Here is a 22,137-nt window from a genome sequence, read left to right on the forward strand (position 1 = left end):
ACGGGAAAAAATACCTGTGGTTGGCTAAATTATTCGCTATATTTTCTTCGAGAATCAAATCATAGCATTAGTAAATTTCTGGCTGCTAACTTAATATTTTCTGCTGATAAACTTAATTTATCTATCAAATAGTTACCTACTTGTTTTTTACTTAAAAAATTACCTTCAGTTTTTATTAATTTCGTTACGTAATGTATTCTGATTGTTAATTCATCAGGAATAATCATATTCTCCAATTTATTGATATGCTCTGACACTTTATTTATTTCTTTACTAGAAATATGCAAACTTTCCAGATTTGCTAATAAAATAGTTTTGATGATATTTAAAGATGGAAAATACTCTTCCGGCTCACTGATTTTTCTGACTACATTTTTTTGTGGTGATTCAAGAGTAACTAATTGAGGTTTTACCTCTTCTCGGCGATTGACTTCACATAGTTTATTATTAAGCCCACTTATAATCTTATTATGTGACTTTGCTTTTAACTGGTTATCCACTACAATGTTTTGGATATCCTCTATAATTTTCACTGCCTCTATTTTTGTTTTACCATCAATAACTCTATCAACTCTTGAAATGATTTCATTAACTGTTTTATTCGAAACTGTATCATTATCTTTTTTTATTATGACGATATCTTCAAGTGTATGTTCAGGTTGAATATGACTAATATTTTTTTTATTCAAACTAGTTAGTGAGCTATATAATTTTTCCGTTTTATGCGAAAAATTGTAATTTACTTCACTTTGATTGGCTAAAGTAGTCTTAGGCTTAGCCAATGCCTCCGCTCCCATATTTGATATACACATAGGAATACTTAATACTTTATCAATTTTACTAGCGACACCATGATTTTTAAAACTAAACAATTCACTCCTTGCAGATTCTATTTGAATTTTAAAATCGTATTCTGAATAGGAATTTTTCATACCAATGATAATTTCACTTATTTTCCTTAATGATTTATCGGTAATTTTTTCATTATTCTTTTTTTTAGCAACAGCATCTATTAATGATGTTTTTCCTGTAATTCTACTACTAAAAATATTCATTAAATTATTCACCACTATTCCCTTATACGTTTTTCTCTGAAGTGAAATAATATATATAAAGAAAAGTAGCTGGATATCAGATATCGCTGCTCATTAGTATTATTGAATAAACAAATTTTCTCTATTGACAGTCAATTTCATTAATGTGATTACTATATGTTATAAACACCAGGAGAATTTTATGAATGACGTAATAATACGTAGAGCGACATTGGAAGATGTACCTGCGATAACTCAAATGCATGCGGACTATTCAACCTATGCTAACACTTTACAGCTTCCTTACCCAACGACCAAAACATGGGAGGTTCGATTAGGCGCGAATGATCCTCTAGTAACACAATTTGTTGCGACAATTTGTGAGGATGCTGTAGGGTTACTGGTCATTCACCAGCCACCACAAATCCGCCGCCGTCACGTTGCGACTTTTGGGATCACCGTGAGTGAGTCTCATCAAGGCAAAGGAATTGGCTCGCAATTAATGCAAGTGATGGTGGATTACTGTGACAATTGGCTCAATATCCATCGCATTGAATGTGAGGTTTTTGCCGCCAACGGCAGCGGTGTTGGGCTATATGATAAATTTGGATTTACGCAGGAAGGCATCATGCGTGATTATGCATTTCGTGATGGTAGATATGTAGATGCGATCATGATGAGTCGGATTAGACAAAAAAATTGATGTCATTCCCTCGAAAAATGCCACTCAAAAGTGGCTTTTTTTCGGTCAAACACCAACCAAACTACGCAATGGAATACCAAATTGACAATGTAAGCGGCGGATCATCGGAAGTGTTAACTTACGTTTTCCATTAAGAATTTCATATACTCTATTAGCTTTACCAATCGCAGGCTCTAAATCCTTTACAGTTAAACCCTGCTGCTCCATTCTGAATTTAATTGCTTCAATAGGATCCGGCGCCTCAATCGGGTAATGCCGTTTTTCATACTCTTCTATTAATAAACACATGACTTCAAAATAATCGCCTTCGGGGCTATTTATTTCAGGTTCATTATCAAACATTGGAGAAATAGCTTTCAATGCAGCTTCATAGTCTTGTTCGGTTCTGATGGGTTTAATCTTCATAATCATGATAGTAACTCCACCGTTTCTGCATCAATTTCATCATATTGTTCATGAGTACCTACGAACTTAACAAATATCCATCCACGCTGATATGCAATCGCCACAATCAATCGGTAACTATTTCCTTTTATATTAAAAACCACACGCTTATTTTTTAAAATACTCGCGTTTCGGTACATTCCTTTGATATCTGCGGGTGTTTTCCATGCAGCTTTTACAGCTTCATCGACCCAAGCTCTCAATGGCTGCTCCGTTTCAGGGTATCGAACCCAAAAATCTTTCAGAGTTTTTATGGATATAATTTTCATATCCAGATTTATAGTCCCACGCTGGGATGAAGTCAAATTATAGTCCCATTTTAGGACTAACTTCAAGCGGTAATCAAATACAAAAAAAATGCCACTCAAAGTGGCATTTAATCTTTAGATTTAAACTCTAATAAACGATTATTTATCGCCTAGCAGAACTGAATCCAGTGCGATTTCAATCATTTCGTTGAACGTAGTTTGACGCTCATCTGAAGTGGTTTGTTCGCCAGTTTTGATATGATCAGAGACAGTACAGATAGTCAGTGCGCGTGCGCCAAACTCAGCGGCGACACCGTAAATACCTGCAGCCTCCATTTCCACACCCAAAATGCCGTATTTTTCCATCACTTTGAACATGTCTGGATCTGGAGAATAGAACAGATCCGCAGAGAATAAGTTACCCACACGAACATTAACATTTTTCGCTTTTGCTGCTTCAACTGCGTTATGCACTAAGTCATAATCTGCAATTGCTGCAAAGTCATGGTCTTTGAAACGCTGACGGTTTACTTTCGAGTCTGTGCATGCGCCCATACCGATAACAACGTCACGCAGTTTGACATCATCCATGACTGCGCCACATGAACCAACACGGATCAGGACTTTAACGCCGAAATCAGTGATTAATTCTTTTGCGTAGATTGAACATGAAGGGATACCCATGCCGTGACCCATCACCGAAATCTTACGGCCTTTATAAGTCCCAGTGAAACCTAACATGCCACGAACGTTGTTCACTTGGCGAACGTCTTGAAGGAATGTTTCTGCAATGTACTTCGCGCGCAGTGGGTCGCCCGGCATCAATACGACGTCAGCAAAATCACCCATTTCTGCATTAATATGTGGAGTAGCCATTATTATTCCCTTTTAATCATCAAAATTATTAAAAATAAATAAGGTGGTTACCCACCTTATTATTAAATCACAATGTCACCAGCTTAAAACATTGGCTTGCCGTATTCCATTGGTGATAAATCAAAATATTTCGCGACGGTTTGGCCAATATCTGCGAAAGTTTCACGGTGGCCTAATGAACCAGGTTTTACTTTTGGACCATAGACCAGAACAGGAATGTGCTCGCGAGTATGGTCAGTGCCCGGCCAAGTTGGGTCGCAACCGTGGTCAGCCGTTAAAATTAGAATGTCGTCTTCTTTGACCAGTTTCAGCATTTCAGGTAAGCGGCTATCGAATAATTCGAGGGCAGCAGCATAACCAGCAACATCACGGCGATGACCATAAGCAGAGTCGAAATCAACAAAGTTAGTGAAAACGATAGTATCGTCTCCCGCAATTTTCATCTCTTCTAATGTCGCATCAAACAGTGCATTGATGCCGGTCGCTTTGATTTTTTTGGTGATACCAACATGTGCATAGATATCAGCAATTTTACCGATAGAAACCACTTCACCTTGTTTTTCATCGACTAATTTTTTCAAAACTGTTGGTGCTGGTGGCTCAACAGCTAAGTCATGACGGTTACCCGTACGCTCAAAATTACCCGCTTTGTCACCAACAAATGGACGCGCAATAACACGACCGATGTTGTAACCGCCTTTGGTTAATTCTTCACGCGCGATTTCGCACAGTTCATACAGTTTGTCTAAACCGTAAGTTTCTTCGTGGCACGCAATTTGGAATACAGAGTCAGCAGAGGTGTAGAAAATCGGTTTGCCGGTTTTCATGTGTTCTTCACCCAGCTGGTCAAGAATGACAGTACCAGATGAGTGGCAGTTGCCTAAATAACCCGGTAAGTTAGCTTTTTCTACCAGCGTATCCAGTAGTTCTTGTGGGAAGCTGTTTTCGTGTTTCTCGAAATAGCCCCAATCAAATAGCACGGGTACACCCGCGATTTCCCAGTGACCTGACGGTGTATCTTTACCAGAAGAAAGTTCACTGGCATAACCGTATGCACCGATGATTTCCGCGTTAGGATCCAGACCCGCAGGGAATGTTCCGCTCGATTCTTCCCCTGCTTTACCTAAACCTAATTTTGTTAAGTTAGGCAGGTGTAATGGACCTTTACGGCCTTTATCAGCTTCTCCGCGAGCACAAGCTTCTGCGATATGGCCAAGTGTATTCGAACCTACATCACCGAATTTGTGGGCATCGCCCGCTGCGCCGATCCCAAAGGAATCCAATACCATAATAAATGTGCGTTTCATGTTTATTCTCCTGCGATACAGTTTATCTGTTCATCGCGTCAATCTACCCGCACTCTTCAATGAAAAATGCGGGTATCGGTTTATTCACTAATTTGACGATAGACCATTGGCGTTGCTTCCGGAGCTTTATCCCCAATAACCATAGCAGCGCGGACTTCTTTCGCCGCTTCTTCCCATGATTTTTCGTTATTGGCATGAATAATCGCTAATGGGGTTTGGATATCAACTTTGCTACCTAATGCTGCGATCTCACTTAAACCAACACTATAATCAATGGAGTCTGTCGCTTTGCGGCGTCCACCACCTAACGTTACCACAGACATCCCCAACGCACGTGTATCCATTTGTGTGATAATGCCCGCTTGAGATGCGTAAACCGCTTTGCTCAGTACTGCTGTTGGCAGATATTTGTTGTAGTTTTCAACAAAATCTTTAGGTCCATTCTGAGCTGCAACCATACGGCCAAAGACTTCTGCCGCTTGACCATTATCCAGAACGGCTTGTAATTTTTGACGAGCTTCATCGCGGTTAGCCGCCAATTTTCCAGACACTAGCATTTCTACACACAGCGCCATAGTCACTTCGAATAGACGTGGATTACGATATTCACCAGTGAGGAACTGAACAGCTTCTCGAACTTCAACGGCGTTACCTGCGCTGGATGCCAGCACTTCGTTCATGTCGGTTAACAACGCAGTTGTATTGCAGCCAGCACCATTTGCCACTTGAACAATTGACTCAGCAAGCTGCTCCGATTTTTCATAGGTTGGCATAAATGCACCAGAACCTACTTTTACGTCCATGACTAACGCATCCAAACCTTCGGCTAATTTTTTCCCTAAGATAGATGCTGTAATCAATGGGATAGAGTCTACGGTTGCCGTGATATCACGAGTTGCATAGAAGCGTTTATCCGCAGGCGCTAAGGAGTTGGTTTGGCCAATAATCGCCACACCTACATTTTTGATGATATCGCGGAAGCGTTCATCATCAGGGAAAATATCAAAGCCTGGAATGGCTTCTAATTTATCTAATGTTCCACCTGTGTGGCCTAAACCACGCCCTGAAATCATTGGAACATAACCACCGCAAGCGGCAACCATCGGACCTAACATTAGTGAAGTCACGTCACCTACGCCACCGGTAGAATGCTTATCAACTAATGGACCATTCAGGTTTAATGATTTCCAATTCAATACGCTTCCTGAATCACGCATCGCTAATGTTAGCGCAACACGTTCCGGGGTCGTCATATCATTGAAATAGATCGTCATCGCCAGTGCAGCAATTTGACCTTCAGAAACGGTGTTGTCACGTACGCCATTAATAAAGAAGCGGATTTCTTCTTCGCTTAACACCTTGCCATCACGCTTTTTACGGATAATTTCTTGAGCTAGAAACACAATAGGCTCCTTAATTCACATTGAATTCTTAGGCTAAAGAGTTATGGCTATCGCTCAACTTTCGTTGAGCAATAGTCTGATATAACTCGTCACTGCGATTATTAATAGCTGCTGGTTGATTTTTTAACGTCAAAACCCAGTGTATTTAATAAATTCGCTAATAGGCTTGATGCACCAAAACGGAAATGGCGCGCATCAGCCCAATCATCGCCTAAGATTTTGCTTGCTAAGGCTAAATATTGTGCTGCTTCTTCAGCGGTACGAACACCACCAGCAGGTTTAAAACCAACGCTCTTAGCAACGCCCATATCATGAATAACTTGCATCATGATTTCAGCACTTTCGAGGGTGGCATTAACAGGCACTTTACCTGTTGAAGTTTTGATAAAGTCGGCACCTGCTTTGATGGAAATTTCAGATGCTTTGCGGATCAGTGCCGCGTCTTTTAATTCACCCGTTTCAATGATTACTTTCAGCAATACATTGGAAGCTGCACAAGCTTCTTTACAGGCTTTCACTAAATCATAACCGATTTGTTCATTGCCTGCCATCAGCGCACGATAAGGGAATACCACATCAACTTCATCCGCACCATAAGCAATCGCCGCTTTGGTTTCTGCCAATGCGATATCGATATCGTCATTACCATGAGGGAAGTTGGTGACCGTTGCGATACGGATGTCAGGAGTACCTTGCTCACGTAATGTTTTACGTGCAATAGGAATAAAACGAGGATAAATACAAATTGCGGCGGTATTACCTGCTGGGCTTTTTGCTTGATGACATAATGCAATCACTTTGGCATCTGTGTCGTCATCATTCAATGTGGTTAAATCCATCAGGGTCAGTGCGCGTTGCGCAGCTGCTTTTAAATCAGTCATATAACTCTCCAACGATGTTAATTCTATCAGAACGATACGTTCTTTGTTGGCGAGCGGGCTTGTTCCATAAAGATGCTAGTTGGGAATTTCCAAACACAGCAGCTGAGATCCTTCTCACCGCACGGTGCCCTAGAGTAACTTGACTCTAAGAACTATCAGTTCCGTGGCAACTTACTTGTACCTATTTGACCATGAAACCGGGTTGTTTTATGCGCTACAAATCACATTTATCGACTGAACGTTACATTATTTAATATATTATTGTGAAGATTATCACAATAGTCTGGATTTTGAATTACTCTTTCTCAGCCAATAATTCGTTGCTGATTATCTCATCTTAAATGGATTACGTTAAGAATAGTTGAAAAAGTAAGAATCACGATAAAAAACAGAAAAAGAATATCGCAAAAGAAAATGACAGCGGAAAGACAGATCGTCTTTCCGCGCCAAAATGGAGGAATTATAGTGCAGTCATTGCCGTCAATGTTAAGAAGAATCCAGCAATCGTTGCGCTCATTAAGTTAGATAATGTACCTGCCATAACGGCTTTCATTCCTAAACGGGCAACGTCACTACGACGATTTGGTGCCATTCCACCTAAACCACCAAGCAGGATTGCAACAGAAGACAAGTTGGCAAATCCACACAGGGCAAAAGAAATAATCGCTTTAGTATGATCAGACAGGACTTGTTTGCCTGCTGCGATTACATCCGCATCCGCCTTCATATATTCACCGAAATTCATGAAAGCAACGAATTCGTTCACTACCACTTTTTGTCCGATGAAAGAGCCCGCTATCGTTGCTTCGCTCCATGGCACACCAATCAAATAAGCAATTGGAGCAAATAACCACCCCAATAATAATTCAAGGGATAACTGTGGATAGTTAAACCATCCGCCAACACCACCTAAAATGCCGTTAATCAGTGCAATCAATGCAATGAAAGCCAGTAGCATCGCACCCACGTTCATGGCCAATTGCATACCTGATGCAGCGCCGGATGCCGCCGCATCAATAATATTTGTAGGGCGGTCTTCTTCGGCAATTAAATCAATAGCATTAACATTGTCTTTAGCGACTTCAGTCTCTGGCACCATTAACTTAGCAAATAATAAACCACCTGGCGCCGCCATAAAGGAGGCTGCAATCAGATATTCCATCGGTACACCCATTTGGGCATATCCCGCTAATACAGAACCTGCGACTGATGCTAAACCACCACACATAATGGCAAATAATTCAGACGTGGTCATGGTTGCAATATAGGGACGAACAACCAGAGGCGCTTCTGTTTGACCAACGAAAATATTCGCAGTTGCAGAGAGTGATTCAGTTCTTGAAGTACCCAGTACTTTTTGCAAACCACCACCTAAAACTTTGATGACCAGTTGCATGATGCCTAAGTAATACAGAACCGCAATTAATGATGAAAAGAATACAATGATAGGCAATACACGAAATGCAAATATAAAACCGCCACCACCAAATAGCTCGAACATCTTATCGGAAACCAGCCCACCAAAGATGAAGCTCATTCCATCTTGACCATAGCCGATGACTTTAGAAACAGCATCAGATATGCCTTGTAATACGCTACGACCCGCAGGTACATACAGGACAAATGCCCCAACCGCTAACTGGATTAAAAAAGCACCGCCAACGGTACGAAGTCTAATCGCTCGACGATTGCTGGAGAAGAGAACGGCTATCGCAATAAGCACCGCCATCCCAACAATACTCATAATGAGTTGCATGGAAGTATCCCTGTTCACTTAATTCTAGGTTAATGTATAAAGAAACTCGCTAGAGTCCTTGAATCTTAGTTCGATGATTATAACCAGTCATCATTAATAACTCGCAACATTCATCACAAATACAAAGTGAAATAAGTAACATAAATTCAAATCTTGTGATGAAAATCACAATTAAGAGTCAGTTTAGTCTGGAATAGCATTTCTGATATAGCTGAGGGAAGTAAAAACTGAATGGCTTTTAGTTGGAATAACAATAAAATAGATAAGTAAAAATAATTAATTAATGAATTTAAATCTAATTTAGATTAAATAAAATTTTGCTATTGTTGTAAAGTTGTTGCGCTATTTCATCCGGTGATTCGTGGCGAAGTTCACATAATGCACGAAAAACCCACTGAATGCGTTCGGGTCTATTTGGTTCTCCTTGAAAACCGGATACTGGCATATCAGGTGCATCCGTTTCAAAAACTAAACAATTCAAGGGTAATTGCGCCATTACTTGCCGAGTTTTATTCGCCCTTTCATAGGTAATCGTTCCTCCGACACCAATGTAATAACCTAATTTCACGAAACTTTGTGCTTGTGACAAGCTACCGGAAAAACCATGCACGACTCCACGAGCTGGCACTTCATGTCGACGTAACATAGCGACTAATTGATCGTGGGATTTACGTGAATGTAAAATGACGGGAAGATCAAATTGTTTAGCGAGTTTTAATTGTCTCTGAAGCAGTGTTTGTTGCAATTCAAATAAAGGGTCTTGCATGTATAAATCCAACCCTATTTCCCCAATAGCGACACATTTTTGACTTGATTGTTTTAAATAAGAAACCAATTCGTCAAATTGAAACTCTTGGAATTGATTTAAATACAGTGGATGAAACCCCATTGCAGCATGTAACTGAGAATATTGATGAGCAAGCGCCCATACACGCTGAAAATTATCCGCACTCACCGAGGGGATAATAATATCAGTTATTCCAGCTTGTTTAGCCAATTCGAGATTTTCAGGGTATGAATCACTGAATGGGGGAAAATCAAAATGGCAATGGGTATCAATAAAACGAGGGCTATGCATCATGAAGTTGATTATCCGGCATGACTGGAGCGCCAAACGTTTCAATGCCATTTTCCACTAATTCTTCAGCGAGGACGTCTTCTTTATGAGCCATTTCTAATGACCGCTTGTGAGATGCAAAACGACTAAAATGGGCATCATTACTCGCAAAATGTTGAGCCAATGTCGCCACGAAATAGCGTCCACAACGCCGACCGACATGATAGTCCTGATTTAATGCACTAATTTTGCTGCCTAAAGCACTGCTTTTTAGTGGAGTTGGTGGATATATTTCAAAAATTTGGACACCATCAGGTGGATTTTCAATAAATTCTTGAGTTCGACGGTAGCTTTTTAAATGTACTTTCAGCATGGCAGCCATCCGTTGTAAAGCGCTGCTATCCCCCTCCAACCAACGAGTCATGCGTTTTAACCACTCAGGGGTAAAATACATTTGTGAAGGGACAGTACGAATAACCACAATCGTATCAGCGCCTCGATGATAAGCTTCCTCGACTGGAACTGCCGCACTAATTCCCCCGTCATGGTACAAACGACCATCAAGCTCAACACCCGTGCGATAAAAACCGGGAATCGCACTGGAAGCACGGATCATATCGAGCCATGAATCCGCATTAGGCTGCAAAAATTCAGCTGAAAAATCATCGCTACGGCTAGCCCCCATATAGAATTCTCGGCCAGAATTGAGTAATTCCAGCCCTGCATCCATGTTCAGTGGAAATTCTTTCGCCGTCGTAGAGATTAACCAATCTAAATCAATCAAATGACCGCCACGAATAAATCGTAATGGGTTAAAAAATTCTGAGTTAGTGGTGTATCGAGTGATCACTCGTCGGGCATATCCAGCCTGACCACAGATATAAGCAGAAAGATTTTGAGCTCCCGCAGACGTACCAATCATCAAATCGAAAGGGTTAAAGTTTTCGATTAGGAATTCATCCAGAACACCAGCAGTAAAGATCCCTCGCTGTCCCCCACCTTCACAAATAAGGGCAGTTTTACCTGAATTGATCTCATCAAAAAATGCGAGCGGCTCAATTGTGCCTAACGTGACTGGAACATGTTTTCCCATACTAACCCTTTTTGCCATTGGCGTATTTGCAACCAAACCCACGAAATAATGTGTTGATTGGTTTTCATTGAACTCTTTTCAGCGGGATAAAGAATGGCAAAATGAGCTTTCTAATGAAAGCTCATTTTTAGACAAATTACTTATTGGTAAGTACTAAGCCATTTTGTACAGATTTAACCCCTTTTGCGCTGGCGGCAATCTGTGTAATTTGATTGATTGTGTCACTAGATTTAATAAAGCCTGATAAGTAAACCACACCATTAACGGTTTTTACCGAGACGCTATTACTCGGGATCCCACTGGTACTCAGTAATTTACTTTTAATGTCAGCGGTAATCGCAGAATCATCGATATAGGTATCGGTGCTTTTCACACCGCTAGAGATGGCATTTCCCGTATCTTTGCCCGCTATCTCAACTGTTTTACCCGCACTATCCCATGTTTCTGACGCTTGTTTTTTCAATGCGCTATCGGATGATGAGCTACATGCAAATAATGCCCAACTCAACCCAATGACACCCAAAGAACGTAAGATGGCGATCTTTTTCATTGGAACCTTCCTCTTGCTATGATTATCAGACTAACGATGTTATAGCCTAAGTAAAAAACAGACAAAGATAAAGCCAAATAATAGGTTAATCAGTCTATTTCATAAGCAATTTGAATATTAGCAGAAAAACATTCTTAATCTGATGATTTAAAAAGGGTGCTTGTATCACCAGCCTCAACAGAAATGAGAAATGTGGGGGAAAGTTCCCCCACCAGACTACTCAGTGCAAGATAGAGTAGCTTGAACCGCCGTATTTCCACTGATCACGCTAAAAGAACACAGCCTATCGCGCATCAATAATGAAAGCCCTAAAACCGTGATACACACGGCTATCAGCCCCATCAGGGTAAACTTGGTCATTCCTCTTGACTCCTGTATATAAAGGAGACAGAATCAAGTTGTTGGGACGAGAAACTGCCTCGGGTTAATGGTAAAACATAACTCGGGGCTTTCGTCTTTTTGGCTCTTGGCAAATGCTTGAACCAAAATGATCCAAGCACCCACCGCCATCATAGCAAGAATATGCTAACAATCCGCCATGAAATATCATTATCAGATTGAATTTATTGATTATTTAGTGATTTAACTAACGGGAATAACTCATGTCATTGAGTGAATAATTTCGATATGAGAAAGGGCGCTTGTATCACCAGCCTCAACAAAAATGAGAAATGTGGGGGAAAGCTCCCCCACCAGACTACTCAGTGCAAGATAGAGTAGCTTGAACCGCTGTATTTCCACTGATCACGCTAAAAGAACACAACCTATCGCGCATCAATAATGAAAGCCCTAAAACCGTGATACACACGGCTATCAGCCCCATCAGGGTAAACTTGGTCATTCCTCTTGACTCCTGTATATAAAGGAGACAGAATCAAGTTGTTGAGCGTGAGACTGCCTCGGGTTAATGGTAAAACATAACTCGGGGCTTTCGTCTTTTTGGCTCTTGCAAATGCTTGAACCAAAATGATCCAAGCACCCACCACCATCATAGCAAGAATATGCTAACAATCCGCCATGAAGTGGCATTATCAGATTGAATTCATTAACTATTTAGCGATTTGAATAAAAATGGCTCATATTACTGAGCCACTTTGAATGGGATGAATTAATAGAACGGTTGTGAATTAGTGTTCCCGTGTCTTCCTGAATCTAACTTCAGGATAACGTTCACTCGTTAGATTTAAATTTACCATCGTTGGTGCGATATACGATAAATTATCGCCGCCATCTAACGCCAAGTTTTGTTCATTTTTGCGTTTAAATTCTTCGAATTTCTTCACATCATCACATTCAACCCAACGCGCTGTAGAAACGTTCACCGTTTCATAAATTGCTTCAACGTTATATTCGCTTTTCAAGCGAGAAACTACCACGTCAAACTGCAGCACACCAACCGCACCTACAATCAAATCATTGTTGGTTAATGGGCGGAATACCTGTACAGCACCCTCTTCGGATAACTGAACCAGACCTTTTAATAGCTGTTTCTGTTTTAACGGATCACGTAAGCGGATACGACGGAATAGCTCAGGAGCAAAGTTAGGGATACCCGTGAATTTCAGATCTTCACCTTGAGTAAAGGTATCACCAATCTGAATAGTGCCATGGTTATGCAAGCCAATAATATCCCCAGCATAAGCATGCTCAACTTGAGAACGATCACCCGCCATAAAGGTCAGAGCATCTGAGATCACCACATCTTTCTTAGTTCGCACTTGGCGTAGTTTCATTCCTTTTTCATAGGTACCTGAAACAATACGCATAAAAGCAACACGGTCGCGATGTTTTGGATCCATATTTGCCTGAATTTTAAAAACGAACCCAGTAAATTTCTCTTCTGTCGCTTCTACTTCACGTACATCTGTTTTACGCGCTTGTGGTGCTGGAGCCCATTTAACTAAACCATCGAGCATGTGGTCAACACCAAAGTTACCGAGTGCTGTACCAAAGAAAACAGGGGTCAATTCACCCTCAAGGAAAGCATCATGGTCAAACTCATGAGAAGCTCCTTGAACAAGTTCTAATTCTTCACGAAGTTGTGAAGCAAGATCTTCACCAACAGCGGCATCCAGTTCTGGATTATTAAGCCCTTTAACAATGCGAACTTCTTGGATAGTGTGACCTTGACCTGTTTGATACAGAATGGTTTCGTCACGCAGTAAATGATAAACCCCTTTGAATAATTTACCGCAACCAATTGGCCATGTGATTGGGCAACAAGCTATTTTTAGCTCATTTTCCACTTCATCCAATAGCTCCATTGGGTCACGAATATCACGGTCTAATTTATTCATGAATGTCAAAATTGGCGTATCACGTAAACGGGTGACTTCCATTAATTTGCGTGTACGATCCTCGACCCCTTTACCTGAGTCAATGACCATCAAGCAACAGTCAACAGCGGTTAATGTCCGATAAGTATCTTCAGAGAAGTCTTCATGTCCAGGGGTATCAAGGAGGTTTACCAAGCAATCGTTATAAGGAAATTGCATCACAGAAGTTGTGATCGAAATACCACGCTGCTTTTCCATTTCCATCCAGTCTGATTTAGCGTGTTGGTTCGAACCACGCCCTTTTACTGTTCCTGCGCGTTGGATCGCGTTTCCAAACAGTAATACTTTTTCAGTAATGGTCGTTTTACCCGCATCGGGGTGAGAAATAATAGCAAACGTTCTGCGTGTGCTAACTTCATGAAGAAAATTCTGATCTGTCATTTAACCGTTCTTTTCGTTTATATCCAGATTTGTATTGGCATCGGGAAGAGGCTCTAGGTAGCTCTAAGCGCAGCAAATCCGTCTTGTTGATCGTAATTGGCGGTTATTTTCGCAGATCTTGGGGTTATAAACAATCAGAGCCTGCCATGTTCAGGTCTTCATTCCTTTGAAGACCCTTTATCAAAATTATTTCAACTGTGATACTAGTTGAGCAATTGACTGTCCCAGATCCTGTGTACTGGCATTTCCGCCCATATCACGCGTTAAATGACGACGTTCACGAATAGCCATTTCTACTGCGGTCATTATCGTGTCATGCATCTCTTGGCAACCTAAATGCTGCATCATCATCGCCGCAGCCCAAATGGTCCCTATAGGGTTAGCAATATTTTGCCCTGCAATATCTGGTGCGGAGCCATGAACTGGTTCAAACATGGATGGGAATTGTTTTTCAGGGTTAATATTTGCGGATGGGGCAATCGCAATAGTTCCCGTGCAAGCAGGACCTAAATCGGAAAGAATATCGCCAAATAAATTAGAACCAACAATCACATCGTAAAACTCCGGCATTCTCACTAAATTAGCCGCAAAAATATCGATATGGAATTGATCAACTTTGACATCCGGATACTGTTTAGCCATCTCAGCGACACGGCTATCCCAATAAGGCATTGAGTGAAATAAGCCATTAGATTTGGTTGCCGAACTTAAATGTTTTTTATCGCGAGAACGGGCAAGTTCGAAAGCATATTTTAAAATACGGTCAGTGCCTTTACGGGTAAAAATACTTTGCTGGGATACCATTTCATCTTCAGTACCTTCATATTGAATCCCACCAATAGCCGAGTATTCCCCTTCAACATTTTCACGTACCACATAGAAATCAATATCACCCGGTTTTTTATCGGCTAATGGGCATTTAATACCGTCAAATAAACGGACAGGACGCAGATTAACATATTGATTAAATGCACGGCGAATTGGCAGTAATAAACCCCATAATGAAATGTGATCAGGAACGCCGGGAAAGCCTACGGCACCAAGAAAAATAGCATCAAATTTTTTGAGTTGTTCTAAACCATCCTCAGGCATCATTCGCCCCGTTCGATGGTAGGTTTCACATGACCAGTCAAAGTGGGTGAAGTTTAATTTTATATCATGCTTTTTCGCTGCTGCTTCTAAAACGCGTAAACCTTCTGGGATCACTTCCATACCGATACCATCGCCCGGTATCACCGCTATATTGAACTGTGTCATTCGCAACGCCTCTTATTATTGTGTCTTCATATGCTCCAATACAAAAAACCACGAATCACAATAAATTGCTACATCGTGGTTTCTTTTTTAAATCTATTTGACGGAATAATTTATTATGCTTTCTGGCTAAACATATCTTCACTAAATAATGTTAGTGCCAATACCAACGCATCTTCTCGACCTGTTTTTGTTGGATAATAATCTTTGCGCACCGTTGCTTGTTGAAAACCTAATTTATCATATAAATGAATAGCGGAAGCATTCGATTCCCGAACCTCTAGCCACAGGGTCATGATCCCTTTTTTTATCAGATCATCAATTAATTTTTCTAAGAGTTGCCGACCATAACCATGTCCTTGAAAATCAGGATGGATAGCGATATTAAATAAAGTTGCCTCATCCAGAACATACTGGGTTATCGCGTATCCAATGATTTGATTATTAACCGAAATTTTTAAATTATGATATTTCTCACCTTGATTGCCATAAAAAACACGTTCAGTCCATGGAAAATCATGGCTTAGTTTCTCAATTAAGAAGGCAGTGGCGAGGTCAGATTGCTTTAGTGTTGAAATTTTCATCATATTGATAAATCTGTTTCCATAGCGCCTGTTTAGCATGACTGCTTGCTATCAGTTCAGATAAAACAGGAGAAATAAATGTGAATTTTGAACCCTCGGGATGAATTTCATTTCCTAATACCCAACAAGGAATTGTTATTGGTGTTGGGATTAACTTTAACTGCTCAGAATTAATACACACCATATCCGTCTCATCGATATCCATGGTGAAAAAAATATCTTTTAACAGTTGGCTGTTTAAATCGAGGTTCTCATCAGTAATAATAATAAGCTTAGTCGACTCGGGAATACGAACACCTCGTTCACCACGTAACACAGCCGGATTTCTCACCATCCATTGAGTAATCCCCATTTGTTCTAAAAGTCTGTCACGTCGTGTCATTGCTTTTTCCCGTCGTTATTTTACGACCACATCTTATCAAAGGGGATTAATAGCGCCAACAGAGCAATGCTATTTATCTTTTTTCTGGTAAGGTAGCGACCGTGGTTAATTATCATTTTAGGAGATAGACAGGATATGTCATTACTGACACCCGCCAGCGAAGTTATTGAACGTCATTTAGAGCACTTTACAGATCGTCATGTTATCTTGGCTGGTGACATTCAGGATGAACTGGGCGCTACCCTTGAAGCCGCCAGTGTGCGTGTTCTGACTAATCAGTATCATCGCTGGAAAAATTTACAACCCACCTTAGGTGACAATGTTGTATTTGCGACAACGGTACCCGCTGAATTTATCCAACCTTGCGATACCTTAATTTATTTCTGGCCAAAGAATAAACAAGAAGCTGCTTTCCAACTGGATGACCTTTGTACCCACCTTGCTGTGGGCAGCCAGATCTTTGTTGTTGGTGAAAATCGCAGCGGCGTTAAGAGTGCCGACGCGATTATGGAAGGCATCTCAACATTACAAAAAATTGATTCTGCACGCCGTTGTGGGCTCTATCACGGTGAATTAGAGCATCCAACCGAATTTAACATTAGTCGCTGGTGGCGTAATTATCAGCTCGATAATGTGGTTGTTAATGCACTACCGGGCGTATTCAGCAACAGCGAGTTAGATATTGGCAGCGATTTACTCTTGTCCACCCTAACCGAGCCTATGAATGGCAATGTCCTGGACCTGGCTTGTGGTAATGGTGTACTTGCAGCCGTTGTTGGCTCACAAAATCCGAATGTGACCTTAACACTCAGTGATGTGAGTTCCGCAGCCCTAGATTCAGCAACGGCCACTCTCGCAGCGAATAAACTGACTGGAAAAATTATTCCTAGTGATGTCTACTCAGAGATTAATGACAAGTTTGATTGGATCATTTCGAATCCGCCATTCCACGATGGAATCAATACAAGTTATAACGCAGTAGAAACCTTAATTTCACACGCACCTAAGTACCTGAAAAAAGGTGGTCGCTTGCGAATTGTCGCAAATGCATTCCTACCTTACCCAGACTTACTGGACAAAGCATTTGGTGGTCATGTCGTGTTAGCTAAAACCGGTAAATTCAAAGTTTACGAAGCCATTAAACGTTAATTTACGTTAGCTGTTTATCGCATTTTAACGGTCAGCTTTATCCGCTGGCCGTTTTTTCATCAAATGAAAATTGAGCGATAAAAAATTATTGACGCCAGCAGAAATTAGCCTAAAATCCGCACCGTACTATTGATGCATAAACAATTATGCAAAAGAGTTAGTATTGCGAGGGTGGCGGAATTGGTAGACGCGCTAGCTTCAGGTGTTAGTGTCCTATGGACGTGGGGGTTCAAGTCCCCCCTTTCGCACCACTTACTCTTCATAATTTCAATTATCTAAGCGTTGACTTCTCTTCGCTATCCGTATCACATAGTTGTCTATGTTCAACGGAATAGCCGCGCTTGTCGCCTTAATCTAATTGAAATTCTTTTGAGTAAGAACGCTTATTTCATAATTTCAATTATCTAGGCGTTGACTCAGAAACAAGCATCAATAGAAAGAATTTTGACAGTATTTGCGAGGGTGGCGGAATTGGTAGACGCGCTAGCTTCAGGTGTTAGTGTCCTATGGACGTGGGGGTTCAAGTCCCCCCTTTCGCACCACTGTTAATATTCGTAGCCCGCTTTAAACTTCAATGTATTCCGCTCTAAATTTAGCTTCTCAAAATAAATGCTAATAAGAAACAAGCCAAAGATAAAACCGCAGGAATAATCAACAAGCGTCGAGAGCCTCGATTAAATAACATACCTGCCGTTGCAATCATCAGTGTGACCATCAATACCCTTAAAGGGTCAACACCCATATTACTCAACAGATAAATAATACTGAGTAAAACTACCGCAAAGACGCCCCACAAACCAGCGCCGATACGTCGCAACCCAGTTGCTTTTGATACGCTAGTTCCCATAACGCCTCCGAAATCACAAATGATAATGATTATCAATCATATCTTTGTTTCTGTAAAAATCAATCAGATTTTTATGGGGTATTTCGCTAAGAAAAAATGATGACAGGGAAAAACAAAAAATTCTCCGTAACATCCTGTCACGGAGAATTTTTAACTACGGGGTTGGTTTATTGCTTCAGTCCCATTGCATCGCGCATGGTAAAGAACAAATCTGTTTGGTCGGTTAGACCCATTACATTGGCAGCATGTGGACCGTATGCGGCAACACGCAATTGAGCACCAGTATGCTCTTGTGAATCTTCTTCCTCAGAGTTACCGTAGTTCACTACCATCACTGAACCATCTTTGGTGATCAGTGCCTGAGTTAAACCCGATGATTTAGTCCCTTCAGGAATAATTTGGCTAGAATGCGAGTGGTCAGCCGTCACGATGACTAGCGTATCGCCATGTTTCTTCGCAAAATCTAAGCCAACTTGAACCGCTTGGTCTAATGAAATTGTCTCACCGATTTGTCCGCATGGATTCGCTTTATGATCCTGCTTATCGATAGATGCGCTTTCAACTTGTAGGAAGAAACCATTCGGATTCACTTGCAACAAATCAATCGCTTTTTGCGTCATCTGAGCCAATGTTGGTGCATTCGGGTCGAGTTTAGCGTTTGGTTTACACTCTAACGGCGGGTTATTCAAGTTGCCATGATACGTGGCTTTTGGACCTTCTAATGCAATGGTCATGTTACCATCATGGAACAGGCCTAATACTGGCTTATCTTGATTGGCTTCTTTGATTGCATCTAAAGATTTCGCATCACGAACGATACTAAAACCACGTTCGGTTGCCTGTTGTTCTAATGTTTTTCCTTTGTAATCACCGGCTTTAGCTTCCTGCTTAAAGCTCTTCGCGCCACCGCCTAGCGTAACATCAGCACGCGTAATTAATAGCTGTTCAGAGATAGAACCACGACCGCCATTTTCTAAAGCATTTGTCGCACATTTCTCACTAGTCTCTTCCGGACCGTAACATTTACGCGCTGTGACGTGAGAAAATTGTGCCGCTGGTGTCGCATCTTGAATTTCCGAGGTTGTCACGTTACCCGTCGCTTTACCACTACGCTTAGCAAGCTCAATCAGCGTGTCATGGTCCTTGCCAAATACATCAACCCCTAATGCGCCATTATACGTTTTTACACCTGAAGACCATGCTGTCGCCGATGCCGCAGAATCTGTAACATAATCTGGTTTTTGGGTCTTTTTATCTAACGCATAGTGAGTATATTGACCTGTAATTGGCAATGCATCGATACCTTTAAAGAAACCGCCAGCACCTTCTGCATAGTTACGTGCAACAGTAATTTCAGAATCACCCATCCCATCGCCAATAAATAAAATCACGTTTTTTGCTTGGCCATTATGCAGAGCGGCTTTCATGATATCCGTTTGCTCTGTGGATAAACGACGAGCTCCGCCAAACTTAGTGATATCCCCTTTCGCGGCACGACTTTCTGAAACGGCTTCATTTTTATCTGCCGCATGCGCAGGAATCGCTGTACCTAACATTAACGCACTTACAGCAACGGCTAACATAGATTTCATAAAATGACCTGTCATAACTGTTTTCCTTGCCAATCAATAAATAAAATAAGATGGATTTGCTTCGAATAATGACCAGCATGCTAGAGCAGCCAGATGACAGTTGAATGACGGTTTTATGTCGATATAAAGATGATTGTCATAAATGCGAAACGCCCTTACTGGGCGTTATTTGATAAATCATTTTTATTTATTAGCTGGTGTATCAGCTGTAAAGCACTGAGTAAACGATGCCTCTGCAACTGTGTTAAGCGTAAATATCGCCGAGCCGCAGGAAGCCGGCTAACCATTTCAGATGCAGTGAAAGGCTCAATTTCACAACGCCAAACGCCATCTTGGATTTCAATAGAGCAATGCGTAAAATCCAGCTCCTCAAGTGTTTGTTGGATCACAGGATATTGATTTAACTGGTTGATGAACATCTGTCCATCCACTTGTTTAGACGTATAATGCACCTGTTTTTTTCGTGTGGTTCCTGCTGTTTTTACATCAATACGTGCCACTAACGTTTCATTACATTGACCAGATATTGCAAAACGGCTATGTACAATGAAAGCCATAAATAACGTTTTTACCCGTTCAGTCACTTGAACAGTTAGCCCCTGAGGCAGATGAATGAGTAGCTCCCCTGGCGTCCGCCACTCACAAGGATAGGGCGTAATATCCTTTTCAATCCGATTGAGCGTTAGCCCTGCTTGATAACCCGCAGGAAGACGCTTTTGAGTTAATTTCTGCCACCATGAATATTTAGGCAAGGTTACGTAAAGGCTCAAGTTCTACCTCCTCAATACTTTCATCAGCAAAAGAATTCGATAATACTTGCTCCACCGGAACAGGTTTGAACGGATTTACTTTCTGTACCAGTACTGTCCAGCCCAATGCATAGCTAGCGGTGAGCCCTAACATGATGGCAAATGGAATATATACATCCGCTTTATTCATACCCGGCGGGGTGATGTAAACAATGGCTAAAATGATCCCCACACTAGAAATGATTTGCGGAATTGGGAAGAACGGAGAACGATAGGCTCGATGTAAGTCAGGGCGACGAATTCGCAATAAAACAACAGAAATAGTGACTAATAAATATGCCGTTCCCCAAGAGCAAACCGCCGCCAAAACCAGAGGAATGATACGTTCCAAATCCCCTTGAATAGCAAAGGCATGTAAGCATGGGATCATGACTGCGATTAAAATACCAAATACAGGGGTTTTAAAACGTGGATGTAAATACGCAAAGATCCGAGGCAATGCCCCATCCAGCGCCATCCCATACAGAATACGAGGAACCGCTGCCATCAAAGTATTGATCGTCGCCCCGCCAGCAAGCAGTAATGCGATCCCAATCCAATATTTACCGAAATCGCCCATAATTTGACCCGCAAATGCAGGGATCGCCATAGGTGTTTCTAATAAGCTCACTCCATTTTGTGGATCAATAATCACGTTTTCGACTTGATTCGTCAGCGCCGCGCCGAAAAGGAACATACAAAATGCAACACCGCATAAGCCGGTTGCCATTGCCCTAGGGATCACTTTCGCCGAATTTTTAATTTCAGGAGCCATCGGAGTGACTAATTCACACCCCACAAACATGAACATCGCCATGCCAATAAAACTTAATACCAAGGTGGGATCTGAAATATTTAGCCCTTGTCCAAACCAGCCATCAGTAGAGACATGAAATGGCATGAGTAATCCACAAATACTGAAAATAACCAATGTGCTCCACATGGCAAAAGTCAGCACTACTTCCACCTTACCAAAGGCTTCAATCCCAAATGCATTCAATAACCCGAACGCAATCACTAAACCCACCCCAACCATCCAAGAAGAGTTATTAGTTTCTAGTACGGTATTGAGGCTTTCAAAATTGACTAATGCCATAATTCCCGACAGGATGGTTTCCGCGGTTCCAGCAAAAACATGCACAATCAGGTAAGCAGACAAAGCCCCAGTAATAGCCCAAAATCGCCCCATCCCACACGAAATATAGTCGTAAACAGATCCCGAAGTTGGCAGGATTGCCGCAGCTTCAGAGAAAGTCGTTAACTGAGCCTGCATCATAATAAAACTTAATAAAACCGCTAAAGCAAAAGTGTCTCCGCCAATGCCAAATCCGCTTGTCACAGTCAAAATCACGGGACTTGCCATGATCACACCGACGGAACTGGCTAGTGTCGTTGGAAAACCCACCTTCCCGTTCTCAATATGTGAGGATAATTTTGAGGATAAATTCATTTTGTTTCCCTCTCTTTGCAAC

At 41.4% G+C, this 22,137-nt stretch carries 23 protein-coding genes and 2 tRNA genes; 4 read left to right on the forward strand and 21 right to left on the reverse strand.

Annotated features, from left to right (window positions below; translation table 11 throughout):
- Nucleotides 1-59 precede the first annotated feature (59 nt).
- A complete protein-coding gene (locus PROVRUST_RS15770) occupies nt 60-1,067 on the reverse strand; it encodes a hypothetical protein (RefSeq protein ID WP_039855642.1) in 1,008 nt (335 codons plus the stop codon).
- Nucleotides 1,068-1,236: 169 nt separating this feature from the next.
- Here PROVRUST_RS15770 and PROVRUST_RS15775 point away from each other — a divergent pair, with 169 nt between their 5' ends.
- Nucleotides 1,237-1,737, forward strand: coding sequence for a GNAT family N-acetyltransferase (locus tag PROVRUST_RS15775; RefSeq protein WP_006815887.1), 501 nt, complete (start codon nt 1,237-1,239; stop codon nt 1,735-1,737).
- A 45-nt stretch (nt 1,738-1,782) separates the two neighbouring features.
- On the opposite strand, the gene PROVRUST_RS15780 is transcribed toward PROVRUST_RS15775, so the two are convergent.
- The 16 genes from PROVRUST_RS15780 to PROVRUST_RS15850 form a co-directional block, all read right to left on the reverse strand.
- On the reverse strand, nt 1,783-2,142 hold the full coding sequence (locus PROVRUST_RS15780; RefSeq protein WP_039855678.1) for a helix-turn-helix domain-containing protein: 360 nt from the start codon (nt 2,140-2,142) through the stop codon (nt 1,783-1,785).
- A 2-nt stretch (nt 2,143-2,144) separates the two neighbouring features.
- Nucleotides 2,145-2,450: a type II toxin-antitoxin system HigB family toxin gene (locus PROVRUST_RS15785; RefSeq protein WP_006815889.1), complete on the reverse strand. Its 306-nt coding sequence runs from the start codon at nt 2,448-2,450 to the stop codon at nt 2,145-2,147.
- A gap of 138 nt (nt 2,451-2,588) precedes the next feature.
- On the reverse strand, nt 2,589-3,305 hold the full coding sequence (gene deoD / locus PROVRUST_RS15790) for a purine-nucleoside phosphorylase (RefSeq protein WP_006815890.1): 717 nt from the start codon (nt 3,303-3,305) through the stop codon (nt 2,589-2,591).
- Between the two features lie 83 nt (nt 3,306-3,388).
- The gene (gene deoB / locus PROVRUST_RS15795; protein WP_006815891.1) at nt 3,389-4,612 is read right to left on the reverse strand and encodes a phosphopentomutase; all 1,224 of its coding nucleotides are present in this window, start codon (nt 4,610-4,612) and stop codon (nt 3,389-3,391) included.
- Nucleotides 4,613-4,692: 80 nt separating this feature from the next.
- Nucleotides 4,693-6,015: a thymidine phosphorylase gene (deoA, locus tag PROVRUST_RS15800; RefSeq protein ID WP_006815892.1), complete on the reverse strand. Its 1,323-nt coding sequence runs from the start codon at nt 6,013-6,015 to the stop codon at nt 4,693-4,695.
- A 101-nt stretch (nt 6,016-6,116) separates the two neighbouring features.
- On the reverse strand, nt 6,117-6,896 hold the full coding sequence (deoC, locus tag PROVRUST_RS15805; protein WP_006815893.1) for a deoxyribose-phosphate aldolase: 780 nt from the start codon (nt 6,894-6,896) through the stop codon (nt 6,117-6,119).
- Nucleotides 6,897-7,356: 460 nt separating this feature from the next.
- Nucleotides 7,357-8,652 (reverse strand): NupC/NupG family nucleoside CNT transporter, encoded by a 1,296-nt coding sequence (locus PROVRUST_RS15810; protein ID WP_006815894.1) that lies wholly within the window; start codon nt 8,650-8,652, stop codon nt 7,357-7,359.
- 295 nt (nt 8,653-8,947) lie between these two features.
- Complete coding sequence (locus tag PROVRUST_RS15815; RefSeq protein ID WP_006815895.1) at nt 8,948-9,733, reverse strand: TatD family hydrolase; 786 nt, start codon at nt 9,731-9,733, stop codon at nt 8,948-8,950.
- Nucleotides 9,723-10,802, reverse strand: coding sequence for a patatin-like phospholipase family protein (locus tag PROVRUST_RS15820; protein WP_039855645.1), 1,080 nt, complete (start codon nt 10,800-10,802; stop codon nt 9,723-9,725). Before PROVRUST_RS15820 ends, PROVRUST_RS15815 begins: the two co-directional genes overlap by 11 nt.
- Nucleotides 10,803-10,938: 136 nt before the next feature.
- Nucleotides 10,939-11,352 (reverse strand): BON domain-containing protein, encoded by a 414-nt coding sequence (locus tag PROVRUST_RS15825; RefSeq protein ID WP_006815897.1) that lies wholly within the window; start codon nt 11,350-11,352, stop codon nt 10,939-10,941.
- 216 nt (nt 11,353-11,568) lie between these two features.
- On the reverse strand, nt 11,569-11,712 hold the full coding sequence (locus PROVRUST_RS19385) for a Hok/Gef family protein (RefSeq protein ID WP_006815898.1): 144 nt from the start codon (nt 11,710-11,712) through the stop codon (nt 11,569-11,571).
- Between the two features lie 337 nt (nt 11,713-12,049).
- Nucleotides 12,050-12,193 carry a Hok/Gef family protein gene (locus tag PROVRUST_RS19390; protein WP_006815898.1) on the reverse strand — a complete coding sequence of 48 codons (144 nt, stop codon included), beginning with the start codon at nt 12,191-12,193 and terminating at the stop codon, nt 12,050-12,052.
- Nucleotides 12,194-12,479: 286 nt separating this feature from the next.
- Nucleotides 12,480-14,069: a peptide chain release factor 3 gene (prfC, locus tag PROVRUST_RS15835; protein WP_006815902.1), complete on the reverse strand. Its 1,590-nt coding sequence runs from the start codon at nt 14,067-14,069 to the stop codon at nt 12,480-12,482.
- Between the two features lie 186 nt (nt 14,070-14,255).
- A complete protein-coding gene (locus PROVRUST_RS15840; protein ID WP_006815903.1) occupies nt 14,256-15,326 on the reverse strand; it encodes a tartrate dehydrogenase in 1,071 nt (356 codons plus the stop codon).
- Nucleotides 15,327-15,439: 113 nt separating this feature from the next.
- A complete protein-coding gene (rimI, locus tag PROVRUST_RS15845) occupies nt 15,440-15,910 on the reverse strand; it encodes a ribosomal protein S18-alanine N-acetyltransferase (RefSeq protein ID WP_006815904.1) in 471 nt (156 codons plus the stop codon).
- Entirely contained in the window at nt 15,879-16,289 is a 411-nt protein-coding gene (locus tag PROVRUST_RS15850; protein ID WP_006815905.1) for a DNA polymerase III subunit psi, read from the reverse strand. The genes rimI and PROVRUST_RS15850 overlap by 32 nt, the downstream gene beginning before the upstream one ends.
- Nucleotides 16,290-16,424: 135 nt before the next feature.
- Here PROVRUST_RS15850 and rsmC point away from each other — a divergent pair, with 135 nt between their 5' ends.
- From rsmC to PROVRUST_RS15865, 3 genes are all read left to right on the forward strand, one after another.
- Nucleotides 16,425-17,438, forward strand: a complete 1,014-nt coding sequence (gene rsmC, locus PROVRUST_RS15855; protein ID WP_006815906.1) for a 16S rRNA (guanine(1207)-N(2))-methyltransferase RsmC — start codon at nt 16,425-16,427, stop codon at nt 17,436-17,438.
- 165 nt (nt 17,439-17,603) lie between these two features.
- A tRNA-Leu gene (locus PROVRUST_RS15860) sits at nt 17,604-17,689 on the forward strand.
- Between the two features lie 205 nt (nt 17,690-17,894).
- A tRNA-Leu gene (locus PROVRUST_RS15865) sits at nt 17,895-17,980 on the forward strand.
- A 50-nt stretch (nt 17,981-18,030) separates the two neighbouring features.
- Here PROVRUST_RS15865 and PROVRUST_RS15870 read toward each other — a convergent pair.
- The 4 genes from PROVRUST_RS15870 to PROVRUST_RS15885 all read right to left on the reverse strand — a co-directional run bounded on the left by PROVRUST_RS15870 (nt 18,031) and on the right by PROVRUST_RS15885 (nt 22,115).
- A complete protein-coding gene (locus PROVRUST_RS15870) occupies nt 18,031-18,285 on the reverse strand; it encodes a DUF1435 family protein (protein ID WP_039855648.1) in 255 nt (84 codons plus the stop codon).
- A 167-nt stretch (nt 18,286-18,452) separates the two neighbouring features.
- On the reverse strand, nt 18,453-19,892 hold the full coding sequence (gene phoA, locus PROVRUST_RS15875) for an alkaline phosphatase (RefSeq protein WP_006815909.1): 1,440 nt from the start codon (nt 19,890-19,892) through the stop codon (nt 18,453-18,455).
- A gap of 140 nt (nt 19,893-20,032) precedes the next feature.
- Nucleotides 20,033-20,647 carry a DUF3156 family protein gene (locus tag PROVRUST_RS15880; RefSeq protein WP_112836129.1) on the reverse strand — a complete coding sequence of 205 codons (615 nt, stop codon included), beginning with the start codon at nt 20,645-20,647 and terminating at the stop codon, nt 20,033-20,035.
- The gene (locus PROVRUST_RS15885; RefSeq protein ID WP_039855650.1) at nt 20,622-22,115 is read right to left on the reverse strand and encodes an APC family permease; all 1,494 of its coding nucleotides are present in this window, start codon (nt 22,113-22,115) and stop codon (nt 20,622-20,624) included. Before PROVRUST_RS15885 ends, PROVRUST_RS15880 begins: the two co-directional genes overlap by 26 nt.
- Nucleotides 22,116-22,137: the final 22 nt, after the last annotated feature.

The organism is Providencia rustigianii DSM 4541 (genome assembly GCF_000156395.1).
Taxonomy (GTDB): domain Bacteria; phylum Pseudomonadota; class Gammaproteobacteria; order Enterobacterales; family Enterobacteriaceae; genus Providencia; species Providencia rustigianii.

Bases quoted from the DNA above. Each gene is read 5' to 3' on its own strand.
- PROVRUST_RS15775 (WP_006815887.1), top strand. From the start codon at position 1,237: ATGAATGACGTAATAATACGTAGAGCGACATTGGAAGATGTACCTGCG.
- PROVRUST_RS15780 (WP_039855678.1), bottom strand. From the start codon at position 2,142: ATGAAGATTAAACCCATCAGAACCGAACAAGACTATGAAGCTGCATTG.
- PROVRUST_RS15785 (WP_006815889.1), bottom strand. From the start codon at position 2,450: ATGAAAATTATATCCATAAAAACTCTGAAAGATTTTTGGGTTCGATAC.
- deoD (WP_006815890.1), bottom strand. From the start codon at position 3,305: ATGGCTACTCCACATATTAATGCAGAAATGGGTGATTTTGCTGACGTC.
- deoB (WP_006815891.1), bottom strand. From the start codon at position 4,612: ATGAAACGCACATTTATTATGGTATTGGATTCCTTTGGGATCGGCGCA.
- deoC (WP_006815893.1), bottom strand. From the start codon at position 6,896: ATGACTGATTTAAAAGCAGCTGCGCAACGCGCACTGACCCTGATGGAT.
- PROVRUST_RS15810 (WP_006815894.1), bottom strand. From the start codon at position 8,652: ATGCAACTCATTATGAGTATTGTTGGGATGGCGGTGCTTATTGCGATA.
- PROVRUST_RS15815 (WP_006815895.1), bottom strand. From the start codon at position 9,733: ATGATGCATAGCCCTCGTTTTATTGATACCCATTGCCATTTTGATTTT.
- PROVRUST_RS15820 (WP_039855645.1), bottom strand. From the start codon at position 10,802: ATGGGAAAACATGTTCCAGTCACGTTAGGCACAATTGAGCCGCTCGCA.
- PROVRUST_RS15825 (WP_006815897.1), bottom strand. From the start codon at position 11,352: ATGAAAAAGATCGCCATCTTACGTTCTTTGGGTGTCATTGGGTTGAGT.
- PROVRUST_RS19385 (WP_006815898.1), bottom strand. From the start codon at position 11,712: ATGACCAAGTTTACCCTGATGGGGCTGATAGCCGTGTGTATCACGGTT.
- PROVRUST_RS19390 (WP_006815898.1), bottom strand. From the start codon at position 12,193: ATGACCAAGTTTACCCTGATGGGGCTGATAGCCGTGTGTATCACGGTT.
- prfC (WP_006815902.1), bottom strand. From the start codon at position 14,069: ATGACAGATCAGAATTTTCTTCATGAAGTTAGCACACGCAGAACGTTT.
- PROVRUST_RS15840 (WP_006815903.1), bottom strand. From the start codon at position 15,326: ATGACACAGTTCAATATAGCGGTGATACCGGGCGATGGTATCGGTATG.
- rimI (WP_006815904.1), bottom strand. From the start codon at position 15,910: ATGATGAAAATTTCAACACTAAAGCAATCTGACCTCGCCACTGCCTTC.
- PROVRUST_RS15850 (WP_006815905.1), bottom strand. From the start codon at position 16,289: ATGACACGACGTGACAGACTTTTAGAACAAATGGGGATTACTCAATGG.
- rsmC (WP_006815906.1), top strand. From the start codon at position 16,425: ATGTCATTACTGACACCCGCCAGCGAAGTTATTGAACGTCATTTAGAG.
- PROVRUST_RS15870 (WP_039855648.1), bottom strand. From the start codon at position 18,285: ATGGGAACTAGCGTATCAAAAGCAACTGGGTTGCGACGTATCGGCGCT.
- phoA (WP_006815909.1), bottom strand. From the start codon at position 19,892: ATGACAGGTCATTTTATGAAATCTATGTTAGCCGTTGCTGTAAGTGCG.
- PROVRUST_RS15885 (WP_039855650.1), bottom strand. From the start codon at position 22,115: ATGAATTTATCCTCAAAATTATCCTCACATATTGAGAACGGGAAGGTG.